Genomic DNA, 12,661 nt, shown 5'->3' on the forward strand with positions numbered 1-12,661 from the left:
GGACCCATGCCTGGCCGCCGCCCCCGGCCGGGAGCCGCGTCTGGTCGTGGTCGGCAACCCCCACAACCGCCGCGTGACCCTGTTCCAGGACGCCGTACGGGCTGCCGGACTGCCACCGGCCCGTGAGGTGGCCTGGCGCGAAGTGCTGGGCGGCCGGGTCGGGTTCGAGGCCGGGGAGACGGTACGGATCGACTCGCCCGGCGAGGACCCCGAGGTGTACCGACTGCTGCACGGCACCGACGACCCCACGAGGGTCGAGGGCAGCGCCCGCTGGTACGTGCGGTTCACCGCCGCCGCCCAGACGCTGGGGCGGGCCGCGAACACCGCCGGGGCGGATCTGCTCGACTCCTCTGACGACCTCGCCGTGCTCTTCGACAAGCGGCTCTGCCACGGCGTACTGGAACGGGCGGGCATCGCGGTGCCCGCCTCGCCGACCTCGGGCCCCGACGCGCCGGACGTGTCCGGCTGGGCCGATGTCCGCGCTCTGATGACCGGGGCCGGACTCCGCAGGGCGTTCGTCAAGATCGCCCACGGCTCGTCGGCCTCCGGGGTCCTGGCCGTCGAGACGGCGGGCCCCGGACGTGTGCGTGCCACCACGTCCGTGGAACTCGACGGAGCGGGCCGCCTGTACAACTCCCTGCGGGTGCGCCGCTACACGAGTGAGCGCGAGGTGGCGGCGATCATCGACACCCTCGCACCCGACGGGCTGCACATCGAACAGTGGGTACCCAAGGTGAGGTGGAACGGCCGCTCGGCCGATCTACGGGTGGTGGTCGTCGCGGGCCGCGCCACGCACGCGGTCGTACGCACCAGCGCCTCTCCCATGACCAACCTCCATCTCGGGGGGACGAGGGCGGATCTCGACGCGGTCCGCGCCGCGGTCGAGGCGTCCGGCGGCGGCTGGGCCACGGCCCTCGCGGTCTGCGAGGAGGCGGCAGACCGCTTCCCCGGGACCCACTGCGTGGGCGTCGACCTGCTGGCCGCCCCGGGCTGGCGGCGGTTCACCGTCTGCGAGGTCAACGCCTTCGGCGATCTGCTGCCGGGTCTCACCGGCCTTCCGGGCAGCGGCGCCGAGGGCCGGGACACCTACGGGGCACAGGTCGCCGCCCTTCGCGGCCGCACGGCCACCCGTACGCCCTCCAGGACGATGAACGACCGCGAAGGGCTGTGAAAAGGGACGGGAGGGACTGCGAACGGTCGTGAGCGACGGTGAACCGAGTGCCGCGAAACCCGGGGGACAGCCCGGCGGGCCGCGCCTGGCGGACGGAACGTCAGTCGATGTCTTCAGGGGTGAGGTCGGGGCGCAGGCGGTGCCAGGAGGGGTGGCGCAGGCGTCCGGTGCGGGTCAGGGTCGCGTACCGGACTTCGCCGACCAGCCGGGGCCGCACCCACCGGGCCCCGGCGACCGGCGGCCGCTCGGTGAACGGGCAGGTGTCGCTCGCGACGGTGTGGAGGAGGGAGGCGAGCGTGGTGCGTTCGGTGGTGCTCCAACCGGTGCCGACACTGCCGACGTAACGCAGTCCTCCGTCCTCCGCGTGGCGTTGGCCCATGAGGAGGGCGCCGGGCAGTCCCGTGAGGTGGCCGTGGCCGGGCAGCCAGCCGCCGACGACGATGTCCGCGGTACGGACGTGCCGGATCTTGATCCACGCACGTGAGCGGACTCCGGGCCGGTAGTGGGAGGTGAGGCGCTTGGCGAGGACGCCTTCCAGCCCGGCGGTCCGGGTCATCTCCAGCGCCTGGGCCCCGTGCCCGACGACCGCTGCCGGTGTCGACCAGGCGGCCTCGTCCAGGTCCAGGGATTCCAGGGTGGCGCGGCGTTCCGTGTAGGGGAGTTCGGTCAGGGCGCGGTCGTCGAGGAACACGATGTCGAACAGCATCAGGTGCGCCGGGACGCTCCGGGCCATGCGGGCGGCCCGGTCCGGGGAACCGGCCAGCCCCATCCGCGCCTGGAGCCGTTCGAAGTCGCTGCGGCCCTCCCCGTCCAGCGCGACGATCTCCCCGTCCAGCACGGCCGGACGGGCGCCCAAGGCGGTTGCCAGACCTGTGAGTTCGGGATAGGCGGGGGTGATGTCGGCCCCGGACCTGGACCGCAGCGACAGCGTCCCGTCGCCGGGCAGATAGGCCATGGTCCGTTGGCCGTCCTGTTTCACCTCGTACGCGAACAGGTCGTCCGAGGCGGCCGGGGGCAGCCCGCCGGGTGTCGCCAGCATGGGCTCGGTACGGGGGAGGGTGGCCATGAGATGGTCGCGCCCCGGTCAGGAGGCGCTGCGCTTCTTCGCGGGACGCTTGGTACCGGCGGTCTCCTCCGACGCGGTCGCCTTCTTCCCGGCGGCTGCCTTCTTCCCGGCGGTCTTCCGGGCCGTGCTCGTGGACTCACCGCCCTGGGTGGTCCTCTTCGCCGCGGGCTTACGGGGCCGCATCTCGTGCACGGTCGCGTCCCCGTCCCGGCCCTTGTCCTCGCCGCGGCCCTTCTTCGCCGCCGTGACCGAGGCGTTCAGGGCGGCCATCAGGTCGACCACCTTCCCCTGGTCCCGGTCCTCGTCCACAGCCGGCTCCGGGGGCTCCTTGCCCTCCGACTTCGCCGCGAGCAGATCCTCAAGGGCGTCGCGGTACGTGTCGCGGAATCCGGAGATGCTGTCCAGGGCCATGGTGTCGGTGAGCTGGACCGCCCGGTCGATCTCGTCCTCGTCCAGCTCCACCACCCGGGGCGTGAGCGATTCGGGGCTGCGGATCTCGTCCGGCCAGCGCATCGAGTGCAGCACGATCGCTCCCTCCCGCACCCGCAGCAGCCCCAGCCGCTCCCGGTTGTGCCACGCGAACTTCGCGACGGCCACCTTGTCCGAGCGCTCCAGGGCCCGGCGCAGCAGGGTGTACGGCTTCGCTGCGACCTGGCCGTCGACCGCGAGGTAGTACGAGTCCCCGATCCTGACCGGGTCGATGCTGTCGGCGTCGACGAACGCGGTGATCTCGATCGCCTTCGCCGTCGGCAGCGGCATCTCGTCCAGCTCTTCGTCGCTCACCGGGACGATCTCGTCGCGGCTGACCTCGTACCCCTTGCCGATCTCCTCCTGCGTCAGCTCCTGGCCGTCCAGCTCGCAGACCTTCCGGGTCCTCACCCGGCCACCGTCCTTCAGGTGCACCCGGTGGAAGTGGACGGAACGGTCCTGGGTCGCGCTGACGACCTTGATCGGGATCGTGACCAGGCCAAAGCTGATGGCGCCGGTCCACAGGGGCCTCGGCATGCCTACCTCCAGGCCCCCCTGGCGGTCCGACGGGCGGGGAAATCGGGCGGGGACGTCGTGGCGGGGAAGCGGCGAGCCGTACCCGCCGTCCGGGAAGGAGAACCGGTCCTGCGAGGACGGTGGGCGCGGCGGGACGTCTTCCCGTACTCCGATCCTCACGCCCCTTCCGCCCCACCGCATCCTGAGATCTCACGGCCTACAGGATTCCCGCACTGCGTGAAGCACCCTGGAGCCTCCCCGGGCAGTTCCGATCGGCTGCGCACACCAGGGATAAAGGCGACATAAAATTCGAACGCATGAAGGGGCGCTGCCAGGGCACACGTTGCTCTGGAGGTTGATAACTATGGTTCCCCTGCTTCTCGTACTTCTGCTCGCTCTGATCCTTTTCGGTGCCGGTTTCGCGCTGAAGGCCCTGTGGATCGTCGCCGTGATCGTGTTGGTCGTCTGGCTGCTCGGTTTCGTCGCGCGTTCCACCGGGGCCGGCGGCAGCCGAGGTCGCTGGTACCGCTGGTAAGGAGCGGCAGACAGTACCTTTCCCCCACGCGGTGTGGCCCCGGACCCAGGTCCGGGGCCACACCGCGTTCGTGCGTTTTGAGTGAAGACATGTGCCGTGTCACAGGAAAGGCACAGAAGCGGGGCAGGAGGTCTGTGTGCCAGGGTGGTCCGCCGTTCCGCGCAGGGGACCGCGCACCTCCAAATCGGCGGACCGCCCTGACACACCTGTCCTCACACACCGCGGCGGTCACATGAATGCGCCCTCACAGGAGATCGGCGAGGCGGTCCACCTGGTCGGGACCGAGGCCGTAGCAGTAGAGCATGACCTCGTCGGCGCCGAGATCGGCGAAGGCGGCGATCGCCTCACGAATCCCGGCCGGTGTGGTGAGCATTCCGTCCACCATCCGGTCGGCCGTGCCGGTGAACGTGTAGTACGCGTGCATGTTGGCCCGCGCGTCGTGGACCTGGTCGTCGGTGCCGAGCGCGACGTTGATCTGCGCGACGATGCGCGGTTCGCCGTCGCGGTCGTACTCCTTCCAGAACCTCCGGGCGGTCTCGAACAAGTCGCCCGCCCAGGAGGGTGCGGCGGCGGCGAGGAATCCGTCGCCCCAGCGCGCGACGCGTTCGATCGCGGCGGGCCTGAAGCCGCCGAAGAGCACTTCGGGGCCACCGGGCCGGGCGGGCGCCGGGCCGATCGGGCCGACGCCGTCGCCGTACGGTTCACCGGACCACAGCCGGCGCATCATCGCCATCTGCTCGTCCAGGCGTCGGCCCCGGGTGTGCTTGTCGACGCCCGTGACCTGGTGGTCGTCGTCCCGGCCGCCGATGCCCAGTCCGAGGACCAGACGGCCATCCGTCATCCGGTCCAGAGTGGCGGCCTGCTTGGCGAGGAGGGCGGTGTCACGCAGGGGCGCGAGCAGCACCTCGGTCTGGACACGGATACGGGAAGTGGCACCCGCGAGGACGGCGAGTGCGACCAGGGGTTCCGGGTTGTCGTAGACGAGCCGGTCGAGCAGGCCGAGCGTACTGAACGGCCCGGCGTCGGCGCGCCGCGCCCAGGTCAGCAAGGCGGCGGGGTCGCCGATGGGCAGGCCGATTCCGACATTCATGAAGAAAACCTCCGAAGGGAAGGGTCGACAAGGACTGCTGCCGCCCCTTCATCACCTCGGCGAGGTGGGACGCTCCCGCTCTGCGGCGTGCTCCTGGGGAACGTCTGATCGAAGTGCTCTCACTTTAGGAGGACCCGGTTTGACGGGACAAGTCGTTTCGGGATCGCCGGATCGCGGCCGCCACCACGGATGCGCCCGTGTACGGATGCGCCCGTGTTCGGAGTGGCTGCGAACGGCGGCGGGGCCGGTCCGGGGGATTCCGGATCGGCCTCCGTACGTGCGCTGTCGGGGCTCAGGCGGTCTTCAGGCCGGCGACGAACGTCGTCCAGGCGGTGGCCCGGAACACGAGCGTCGGGCCGTCGGTGGCCTTGGAGTCGCGGACGGGGACGATGTCGGTGAGGCCGTCGGCCACCTCCAGGCAGTCGCCGCCGCTGCCGCCGCTGTACGAGGACTTGTGCCAGGTCGCGACTTCGAGACAGTTACCGCCGCTGCCGCCGCTGTACGAGGACTTGTGCCAGGTCGCCGTGGACAGGTTGTGGTCTGAACTGCTGGTCTCCATGGAGATAATCCTCCGCCACCGACTCGATCGAGGCCAGGGAACAGGTCAAGGTCATGGTCGGCAGTCCGGCATCGGCTGAGCTGATCGTCACCGTTACGGTTCTCGGCGACGAGCCCGGTGATCACACGCAATCGCCGGTTCGAACTCCGGTTGGCCGAAACCCTGACAGCGGCTGTGCACCGGCATCAGCCCAAGGAAGGAAGAACCACCATGCCCGACAAGACATTGCAGATTCCCACCCCGGACGGACAGGCCGACGCCTTCGCCGCCTTCCCCGACCGTGGCGGGCGGCACCCAGGGGTGCTGCTGTACACGGATGCCTTCGGTGTCCGGCCCGTGCTGGAGGATATGGCCCGCGAGCTGGCCGGGCACGGGTACTACGTGCTCGTCCCCAACGTCTACTACCGGCACGGACCGGCCCCGGTGATCGAACTTCCCGACCACATCGGCGAAGAGTTCCGGCCCAAGGTCTTCGCCCAGCTGGTGCCCTTGATCGAGGAGCACACCGCCGAACGCGCCCTGCGCGACGCCGATGCCTATCTCACGTTCCTCACCAGCCGGCCCGAGGTCAGCGCCGGACCGGTCGCCGCGATCGGCTACTGCATGGGCGCCGCCTTGGCGATGCGCACCGCGACAGCCCACCCCGACCAGGTGGCCGCCGTCGCCGGATTCCACCCCGGCTTCCTGATGACCGACGCGCCCGACAGCCCGCACCGCCTCATCTCCGAACTCACCGCCGAGGTCCACCTCGGCCTCGCCGAGAACGACCTGACGCCCGAGGCCATCAGCGAACTCAACCAGGCCCTCGACGCCGCAGGCGTCGTCCACACCACCGAGATCTACCCCGATACGGTCCACGGCTTCACCATGGCCGACACCGAAGCCTTCAACCCTGCCGCGCTCCAGCGCCACTGGGACCGCCTGATTCCGCTCCTCGACCGGACCCTGTCGGACAGTTGAGGTTCAGGCGCGGCAAAGAACGAGGCTGACGGACACAGTGGCGGAGGCCGGTCCGGGGGATTCCGGATCGGCCTCCGTACGTGCGCTGTCGGGGCTCAGGCGGTCTTCAGGCCGGCGACGAACGTCTTCCAGGCGGTGGCCCGGAACACGAGCGCGGGGCCGCCGGTGGCCTTGGAGTCGCGGACGGGGACGACGTCGGCGAGGCCGTCGGCCACCTCCAGGCAGTCGCCGCCGCTGGCGCCGCTGTACGAGGACTTGTGCCACGTCGCGACTTCGAGGCAATTGCCGCCGCTGGCGCCGCTGTACGAGGACTTGTGCCACGTCGCCGTGGACAGGTCGTAGTCAGAACTGCTGCTCTTCATGGGCATAATCCTCCGCCACCGACTCGATCAGGGCCAGCGACGCTTCCGGTGACAAGGCGTCCGCCACCAACAGATCGTAGGTCAGTTCGTATGCCTTGACCGCTGCCGGATCGTCCAGCAACTGACCGGAACCGAGGCCATCCAGATACGCGAGCGGGGGCGCATCAGAAAAGGTCATCATTTTCAGGGAGCCCTCCATAGCCGCATGTCCGCCTGCGCTGAAGGGCAACACTTGCACGATGATGCGGCGCTGCCGAATGAGTTTCGCCAGATGACGCAGCGCCTCCGCCATCACCGCCGGACCGCCCGTCTTTCTACGGATCACGGCCTCGTCCAGCACCGCCCACAACATGGGACGTGTTGGGTCAGCCAGCAGGTCCGCCCGCTCCAACCGTGCCACTACCAACGCATCGATCTGGCTCTCGGGCGCGGTCGGCAGACCGCGCTGGAACACCGCCCGCGCGTATGCCTCCGTCTGCATCAGCCCCGGGATCAGCAGCGGCGAGTACTCCTTGATCGTCTCCGCGATCGCTTCCGCCTCCGCCGCCTCCGCGAAGTGGTCCGGGTACTTCGACTTCTTCAGCGCGTCGCAGTTCCGTACGAAGAAGCCGTCCGAGCCCAGCACCTCGTCCAGCTTCTGCGCCTGGTCCAACTGCATGCGTCGTGTACCTGCCTCCAGTTGTCCGATGAACGAGCCGCTGACGAACAGCGGATGACCGAGTTCTTCCTGGGAGAGACCGGCTTTTTCCCTTCTGTGACGGAGTTCGGCGCCGAGGAGGGCGCGCGGAGAGGAGGACGGGTCGAGTTTCTTGGGCCCCGGCATGACAACTCCCTGTGACACACGTGCGGTTGTTGGAACTGCGCCTCTTCCAGGCTAGCTGCGCGTTAGCCACTCTGGGTAGAGCTTGCGATTACTCAGAGTGGAAGGTGTGAAGGATGACCACCATGGAACGACGACAGGTAGCAGTCGGCAGAGTGCACGCGGCTGAGGAAGCGGTCGCGCGGCTGCGGGACGGACTCGCGGGGGTGGGCGTGACGTTGCCCTCGCTGCGGATCGACCCGGTGTCATGCGCGGGGAACGAACCGGCTCCGCTGGTCGACCTCGGCCGCTGCAATCTCGAAACGGCGCTGCGGCTGAGTGCCGTGCTTGAGGCGAAGGGAGTGGGTCATGGCGGCTGAGACAGTGCCTCCGGCCATCGGTTCGTACGTCGTGGACAGCCGCGACGGACGGGTGGGCCGGGTGATGGGCAGGGTCGGGCCCTGCGTGCAGTTGCGTCCACCGGGTGGGGGCGCGGAGTGGGACTGTCCACCGGAAGCCGTACGGGTGGCCTCGCCGGGGCTGGTGCTGCGGGCCCGGGTCAGGGAGCTCAACCGTGAGGGGCGACTGCCGTGACCGTGCAACGGTTCAGCCTGATCCACTGCCCGGTCGAGGAGTATCCGGAGCTGGACGATCCCCGGTACGACGGACTTCGGACGGCCCCGCCGCGGGGGTGCGCGGTGGACGACGCGGGGTCCTGGTTCGGACTCAGCTGCGAGCGGTCCGGGACGACCCTGCTCGACGCGGTCGCGGAGGTGTGCGCCGAGATCAGGGCCGAGCACGGGATGCTGATGAACGACCTCGGCATCGAGAAGCTGTGGGAGTGGTCCGGAGGCGGTACGGACGGATGGGGCGCCGAGATCGTCGGGCAGCTCCTGCTGATGGCCGCCGAACGCGGCCCGAAGCTCGGGTACAGCGTGGACGACCTGGTGCGGTTCCTGCGTACCGCCGCCGGGGAGACATGAGAGCGGCGCCCCTGTGGGGGCGCCGCTCCGCCTTAGGCGTCCGCCGGAGAACAACCTGCAGTTAAGCAGTGCGTTGACCTGCAGGTTTAAGCCCCAAAACCCACAGGTTAATCCTCGGCAAGCCCTTGGCCGTGTCGGATGGTGTGTGTCAGACGCCGGCCGGTTCCTTCGCGGGGGAGCCGGCGCCGGTGCCCGGGGGCGGGGAGGACGGGGGCGTGTCCGCCGCCGTCGGCGGCTGTTCCTGCGACACGTTGAACTCCGCCAGCAGGCTCTTGCCGAAGCCGAAGAAGTACGTGGCGAGGAAGCCGGTCAGATAGCCGACCAGCAGCCCGCCCGCGTAGATCGCGATCGTCGTGCCCAGGCCGTGGTTCCCGTCGATCAGCGGGAACAGCGCCCAGCCGGACGGGCCGATCGCCGTGGAGCCGACCGCGCTGCCGAGCTGGTTGAAGAGCCCCACGAACGCGCCGCCGAACGCCCCGCCCACGCACGCCGTGACGAACGGGCGGCCCAGGGGCAGCGAGACGCCGTAGATCAGCGGTTCGCCGACGCCCAGCACACCGGCCGGGAGCGCGGACCTGATGGTCTTGCGGATCGACTCGTTACGGGGGAGGCGGAAGTACACCGCGACGGCCGCGCCGACCTGACCCGCGCCCGCCATCGCCAGGATCGGGAGCAGGACCGTGTACCCCTGCTGTTCGATCAGCGTGGTGTGGATCGGGATCAGCGCCTGGTGCAGGCCCAGCATGACCAGCGGCAGGAACAGACCGCCGAGGACGAGACCCGCGCCCGCGCCGCCGTTGGACAGCAGCCAGTCGGCGCCGGTACCGATGGCGGAGGCGACCTCGCCCGCCACGTACATCAGGCCGAAGATCGTGACCAGGCCGGAGATCAGGACCGTGAGCGTCGGGGTGACCAGGACGTCCAGCGCCTCCGGGACCCAGCGGCGGCACCACTTCTCCACGTACACCGCGAGGACCGCCGCGCCCAGCGCGCCGAGGACACCGCCCTGGCCGGGGGAGAGCTTCTGGCCGAACGCGTCGATGTTCGCGACGCCCGGGAACACGATGATCGCGGCGACCGCGCCGCCCAGGATCGGGGTGCCACCGAACTCCTTGGCCGTGTTGAAGCCGACGAACACCGCGATCAGCGCCATGAACCCGGACGCCATGGCCGACAGCGCCGGGGTGACGGACGTCAGCCAGCCGAGGTTGACCAGCAGGCCGTTGATCCCGGCGATGATGCCGCAGCCGATCAGAGCCGGGATCAGGGGCACGAAGATGTTCGCGATCCGCCGCAGGAAGAGCTTGAACGGGGTCGCGTTCTTCGCCTTCCGGGCCGCCCGGATCGCGGCGCCCTGAGCCGCCAGTTCCTCGGCCGTGGCGGGGGCGGTGTTGGCCGGTGCTCCGGCGGGTGCGTCGGTGGAGGAGGGGGTGTCGGACGACGGCCCGGGGGCGGTCTCCCGGCCCTCCGCCACCAGTCGCTCGAACTCCGGGGTGACGCGGGCGACCGTGCCCGGACCGAGCACGATCTGGTACGTGTCGTCCTCGACCACACCCATGACGGCGGGCAGCGCCTTCAGCGCCTCGTCCTGCACGAGTGAACGGTCGCGCAGGCCGAGCCGGAGCCGGGTCATGCAGTGGACGACGGAGGTGACGTTCGACGCGCCGCCGACGAGCGGCAGGATCGCGGCGGCTGTCGCGCGGTTCTTGTCTTCAGTGGCCATGGTGCGTGGTGCCTTGCTGTGCGGGGAGTGCGTGGGTGGGGCAGGCGGGTCAGGTGGTGACGGGGCCGGTCGCGGCGGCGAGCGCGGCGCGCAGATGGCCGGACGCCTTGTCGAGGAGTTCGGCGGCGGTCGGACCGTCGACCTTTCCGAGGATGGCGAGAATGGCGTGCTTCACCTCGCCGTCGGTGGCGGACAGCGCGGTCTCGATCTCCTCGTCCGAGGCGCCGGTGGCCAGGGAGACGATGCGCCGGGAGCGGGCGCGCAGCTTCTCGTTGGAGGCGCGGACGTCGACCATGAGGTTTCCGTACGTCTTGCCGAGCCGGATCATCGTGATCGTCGAGATCATGTTGAGGACGAGCTTCTGGGCCGTACCGGCCTTGAGCCGGGTCGAGCCGGTGAGCAGTTCGGGACCGACGACGACCTCGACCGGGTACTCGGACGCGGCACCCAGCGCCGAATCGGCGTTGCAGGACAGGCCGATGGTCAGCGCGCCCCTGGCGCGGGCGTGCTCGACGGCCCCGACGGCGTACGGCGTACGGCCGGAGGCCGAGATGCCGATCACCGTGTCGTCGGCGGTGAGGCCGAGTCCGTCGAGGTCGGTGCCCGCGAGTTCCTTGCTGTCCTCGGCGCCCTCGACGGCCTTGAGCATGGCGGAGGGTCCACCCGCGATCAGACCGATGACCTCGGACGGATCGGTGTTGAAGGTGGGCGGGCACTCGCTGGCGTCCAGGACGCCGAGCCGGCCCGCGGTGCCCGCGCCCGCGTAGATCAGCCGTCCGCCCCGGGCCATCCGCTCGGCGGTGGCGTCGATCGCGGCGGTGATCTGCGGGAGGCGGTCGGCGACGGCGGCGGGGACGGTGCGGTCCTCGTCGTTCATGATCCGGGCGATCTCCCCCGTGGGGAGCCGGTCTATCTCCGCCAGCTCGGGACGGAACGCCTCGGTGGTGAGGGTGGCGAGCTGGGCACGCAGCTCGCCGTACTCGGCGGGACGGTGGTGCGCCGGGGTGCTCGTTCCGGTGTCGGGGTCGGTGGTCGAGGTCATGAGAGGTGCTCTGCTTTCTGCGTCACAAGTGCGGTGGTGCTGGTGAGGGTGGTGGTGCGGTGACTGTTGTTTGTGCGGGTGGTGCGGGTGGTGCGGGTGGTGCGGGGCGGTGCTGCGTTTCGGGTGGTGCCGGTGGTGAGGACGGGGCTCGGTGCTGGTGCTCGTGGTGCTCGTGGTGCTCGTGGTGCTCGTGGTGCGGTGAGGGTGGTGTCAGTGGGGGTGGATGGGGCGTGGTGAGAGTGCGGTGCGGCGAGGTGTGGCCGGGGTGCGTGCGGCGTGGGGGTCCGCGCGCACGGGCTCAGCGGTGGTTGCCGGTGTGGCGTGGGTTGTGACGGTGGGCCAGTGCCTCGTAGGAGGCGGACAGGGCGGGCGCGGCCGTCTCGTACGTACGCTGTGCGACGCCTATGAACAGGCAGTCCACGACCAGGAGCTGGCTCGTGCGGCTCGACATCGCCGCCGGGCGCAGCTCGCTCTCGCGGGCGGTGGAGGTGGTCAGGACGTGATCGGCGTACTGCGACACCGGCCCGTCGGGCCGGCCCGTGATCGCGACGGTCGTCGCGCCGTGGTCGAACGCGACCCGGAGCGGTTCGATGACGTCCACGGTGGAGCCCGAGTGTGTGATCGCGATGGCCACGTCACCGGAGCGGAGCTGCACGGCGTTGGTGACGGCGAGGTGCGGATCTGTGTGGGCGTGGGCGATCAGACCGATGCGGAGGAGCTTCTGCGCCAGGTCCTGGCCGACGAGGGAGGACGCGCCGACCCCGTAGATGTCGATCCGGCGGGCGGTGGACGCGGCGGCGACGGCCGCGCCGAGCTGCCCGGTGTCGAGGCCGGCGGCGGTGTCGGCGAGGGTCTGCTGCTCGTCGTACGCCAACTTCGTGACGACGTCCGCGATGGGGTCGTCCACCGCTATGTCGGCGGTGACGGCGGGGGCCCGGCCGGACTGCTGGTGGGCGGCGAGTCCGGCGAGGGCCAGGCGGAGGTCCCGGTATCCGGGGTAGCCGAGGAGACGGGCCGTGCGGACGACGGTGGCCTCGCTGGTGCTGGTGAGTTCGGCGAGACCGGTGACGGTGAGGGCGGCGCAGCCCGCCGGGTCCCCGGCGACGGCCTCGGCGACCCGCTGCATGGAACGGGTCATGGACGGTGCGAGCGTCCGGACCTTCGCCGCCAGGGCCGCGGGGGCGGGGGGCGAATCGCGACTGAAAATTTCCTTCACGTCATTGGTCACTCTTGAAAGATATTTTCGGAGACGGGAAGCGTCAACCCCCCGTCCGGGATCGGGACGCCCGGGTGCCGCGCGGCCCGCGACAGCGAGGTCCGGGACGGTACCGCCGGGGATCGCGCCGGGCAGCATTGGGCGTATGTCCGGTGGAAGGGCCGGGAGGTG

General features: G+C 70.3%; 15 protein-coding genes. 6 read left to right on the forward strand and 9 right to left on the reverse strand.

The annotated features are described in order from the left end of the window. Nucleotides 1-10: 10 nt before the first annotated feature. Nucleotides 11-1,171 (forward strand): STM4014 family protein, encoded by a 1,161-nt coding sequence (locus PZB75_RS18535; RefSeq protein WP_275538756.1) that lies wholly within the window; start codon nt 11-13, stop codon nt 1,169-1,171. Between the two features lie 100 nt (nt 1,172-1,271). Here PZB75_RS18535 and ligD read toward each other — a convergent pair whose 3' ends face one another. Continuing rightward, complete coding sequence (gene ligD / locus PZB75_RS18540; protein WP_275536424.1) at nt 1,272-2,237, reverse strand: non-homologous end-joining DNA ligase; 966 nt, start codon at nt 2,235-2,237, stop codon at nt 1,272-1,274. Between the two features lie 18 nt (nt 2,238-2,255). Then, nucleotides 2,256-3,242, reverse strand: a complete 987-nt coding sequence (locus PZB75_RS18545) for a Ku protein (protein WP_275536425.1) — start codon at nt 3,240-3,242, stop codon at nt 2,256-2,258. A gap of 343 nt (nt 3,243-3,585) precedes the next feature. Here PZB75_RS18545 and PZB75_RS18550 point away from each other — a divergent pair, with 343 nt between their 5' ends. After that, nucleotides 3,586-3,756: a hydrophobic protein gene (locus PZB75_RS18550; protein ID WP_275536426.1), complete on the forward strand. Its 171-nt coding sequence runs from the start codon at nt 3,586-3,588 to the stop codon at nt 3,754-3,756. Nucleotides 3,757-4,000: 244 nt separating this feature from the next. On the opposite strand, the gene PZB75_RS18555 is transcribed toward PZB75_RS18550, so the two are convergent. Together PZB75_RS18555 and PZB75_RS18560 are read right to left on the reverse strand one after the other, a co-directional pair. Further along, on the reverse strand, nt 4,001-4,846 hold the full coding sequence (locus PZB75_RS18555) for an LLM class flavin-dependent oxidoreductase (protein WP_275536427.1): 846 nt from the start codon (nt 4,844-4,846) through the stop codon (nt 4,001-4,003). 292 nt (nt 4,847-5,138) lie between these two features. Next, the gene (locus PZB75_RS18560) at nt 5,139-5,405 is read right to left on the reverse strand and encodes a DUF397 domain-containing protein (protein ID WP_275536428.1); all 267 of its coding nucleotides are present in this window, start codon (nt 5,403-5,405) and stop codon (nt 5,139-5,141) included. Nucleotides 5,406-5,615: 210 nt separating this feature from the next. On the opposite strand from PZB75_RS18560, the gene PZB75_RS18565 reads away from it, so the two are divergent. Continuing rightward, the gene (locus PZB75_RS18565; RefSeq protein ID WP_275536429.1) at nt 5,616-6,365 is read left to right on the forward strand and encodes a dienelactone hydrolase family protein; all 750 of its coding nucleotides are present in this window, start codon (nt 5,616-5,618) and stop codon (nt 6,363-6,365) included. A 95-nt stretch (nt 6,366-6,460) separates the two neighbouring features. Here PZB75_RS18565 and PZB75_RS18570 read toward each other — a convergent pair whose 3' ends face one another. Both PZB75_RS18570 and PZB75_RS18575 read right to left on the reverse strand, forming a co-directional pair. Continuing rightward, complete coding sequence (locus tag PZB75_RS18570) at nt 6,461-6,727, reverse strand: DUF397 domain-containing protein (RefSeq protein WP_275536430.1); 267 nt, start codon at nt 6,725-6,727, stop codon at nt 6,461-6,463. Beyond that, nucleotides 6,708-7,550, reverse strand: coding sequence for a helix-turn-helix transcriptional regulator (locus PZB75_RS18575; RefSeq protein WP_275536431.1), 843 nt, complete (start codon nt 7,548-7,550; stop codon nt 6,708-6,710). Before PZB75_RS18575 ends, PZB75_RS18570 begins: the two co-directional genes overlap by 20 nt. Before the next feature lie 113 nt (nt 7,551-7,663). Between PZB75_RS18575 and PZB75_RS18580 the strand changes: the two genes are divergently transcribed. The 3 genes from PZB75_RS18580 to PZB75_RS18590 are packed head-to-tail and all read left to right on the forward strand — an operon-like array spanning nt 7,664 to nt 8,509. After that, the gene (locus PZB75_RS18580) at nt 7,664-7,906 is read left to right on the forward strand and encodes a hypothetical protein (RefSeq protein WP_275536432.1); all 243 of its coding nucleotides are present in this window, start codon (nt 7,664-7,666) and stop codon (nt 7,904-7,906) included. Then, nucleotides 7,896-8,120, forward strand: coding sequence for a hypothetical protein (locus PZB75_RS18585; RefSeq protein WP_275536433.1), 225 nt, complete (start codon nt 7,896-7,898; stop codon nt 8,118-8,120). Before PZB75_RS18580 ends, PZB75_RS18585 begins: the two co-directional genes overlap by 11 nt. Further along, nucleotides 8,117-8,509, forward strand: a complete 393-nt coding sequence (locus PZB75_RS18590) for an amidase (RefSeq protein ID WP_275536434.1) — start codon at nt 8,117-8,119, stop codon at nt 8,507-8,509. The genes PZB75_RS18585 and PZB75_RS18590 overlap by 4 nt, the downstream gene beginning before the upstream one ends. A gap of 148 nt (nt 8,510-8,657) precedes the next feature. On the opposite strand, the gene PZB75_RS18595 is transcribed toward PZB75_RS18590, so the two are convergent. The 3 genes from PZB75_RS18595 to PZB75_RS18605 form a co-directional block, all read right to left on the reverse strand. Then, nucleotides 8,658-10,232, reverse strand: a complete 1,575-nt coding sequence (locus PZB75_RS18595; RefSeq protein ID WP_275536435.1) for a PTS transporter subunit EIIC — start codon at nt 10,230-10,232, stop codon at nt 8,658-8,660. A gap of 49 nt (nt 10,233-10,281) precedes the next feature. Further along, nucleotides 10,282-11,274 (reverse strand): N-acetylmuramic acid 6-phosphate etherase, encoded by a 993-nt coding sequence (gene murQ, locus PZB75_RS18600; protein ID WP_275536436.1) that lies wholly within the window; start codon nt 11,272-11,274, stop codon nt 10,282-10,284. A 298-nt stretch (nt 11,275-11,572) separates the two neighbouring features. Then, the gene (locus PZB75_RS18605; RefSeq protein WP_275536437.1) at nt 11,573-12,502 is read right to left on the reverse strand and encodes a MurR/RpiR family transcriptional regulator; all 930 of its coding nucleotides are present in this window, start codon (nt 12,500-12,502) and stop codon (nt 11,573-11,575) included. Nucleotides 12,503-12,661: the final 159 nt, after the last annotated feature.

Source organism: Streptomyces sp. AM 4-1-1, from assembly GCF_029167625.1.
GTDB lineage: Bacteria > Actinomycetota > Actinomycetes > Streptomycetales > Streptomycetaceae > Streptomyces.